The following is a 1,310-nucleotide window of genomic DNA, read 5'->3' as shown; positions in this document are numbered from 1 at the left end:
GTGTCACGCCGTGCCTTCTGCACCGGCGCTACGGCGGCAGCTCTACTTGAGCTGCCGCCGGCCCGGCTTTGGGCACAGCATCACGCTGCCGGTTACGACCTGGTGGCCAGCACCGACCGTCAGCGCATCATGACGGCCGCCCGCAACTACCTTGCTCTAAAACCTGCAACCATCACGTCCTTTCCTTCAGATAGAACTCCGGGTGGACTGCACGACTTCTTCTCGGAAGCGGACTACTTCTGGCCCAACCCGGCTAACCCGAACGGGCCGTACATCAACCGTGACGGCCAGAGTAATCCGAATAACTTCAACGACCACCGCAAGGCGATGATCGCGCTCTCCCTGCAGGTGCCGGCGCTCACAGCAGCATGGCTGCTCACACGCGAGCGCCGCTATGCCGATCATGCTGCAGCTCACCTGCGCGCCTGGTTCATCACGCCTGAGACGCGCATGAATACCAACCTCGAGTATTCGCAGGGTGTTCACGGCGTAACCACCGGCCGCAACTTCGGCATTATCGACACGCTGCACCTGGTCGAGGTCGCGCGGGCTGCATCGCATATTGCTCCCGCAGTCATGAGCTCTGCCGATCAGCAGGCACTACATACGTGGTTCCGCGATTACCTGCGCTGGCTGAAGACGAGTGAAAAAGGAATCGCCGAAAAGAAGACGTTGAACAATCACGCCGTCTGCTGGGCGCTGCAGGCTGCGGAGTTCGCTCGCCTGATCGACGATCAACAGACTCGTCAGGAAGTCGCCGAACAGTACAAGACGGTCTTTATGCTCGATCAGCTCGGCACCGATGGCAGCTTCCCGAAGGAGCTGGCGCGGACCAAGCCGTACAGCTACTCCATCTTCAACTTCGATGTGGCTGCGATGCTATGCCAGTCGCTGCGCGACAGCAGCGAAAACCTCTACGAGTTCAAGCTGGCCGACGGCCGCGGGATCTGCAAGGCTGCGGAGTTCCTTTATCCGTATCTCAAAGACAAGTCTTCCTGGCCATACAAGAAGGATGTCGAGCACTTCGATTCTCTGCCTGTGCGCTCTCCAGGACTTCTCTTCGCTGGGATCGAATGCAATCAGTCCCAATACCTTGCTCTCTGGAAGACCCTGAATCCAGACCCGTCTGACGCTGAGATCATCCGCAACTATCCCGTACGGCAACCGCTGCTCTGGTTTCCGTCGCAACAGCGTAAAAAAGCCTGATACGGCAAAAAGAACGAATGACGATTACGCGACGCTCCTTTCTCGCAGGCGCTGCCTGCCTCGGAGTCATAAAGACTCCTCTTCTGGCTTCGGCTCTGCAGGAC

Annotated in this window: 1 protein-coding gene; it reads left to right on the top strand. The window is 58.6% G+C overall.

The window, feature by feature from the left end; translation table 11 throughout:
- A partial coding sequence (locus AB4043_RS25800; protein ID WP_442308559.1) for an alginate lyase family protein occupies positions 1–1,206 on the top strand: 1,206 nt, incomplete at its 5' end.
- Positions 1,207–1,310: the final 104 nt, after the last annotated feature.

Origin of the sequence: Terriglobus sp. YAF25 (assembly GCF_052113305.1) — a bacterium.
In the GTDB taxonomy this organism is placed as follows: domain Bacteria; phylum Acidobacteriota; class Terriglobia; order Terriglobales; family Acidobacteriaceae; genus Terriglobus.
Note: the sequence above shows the minus strand (reverse complement) of the source record. Positions and strands in the feature narration are given on the sequence as shown.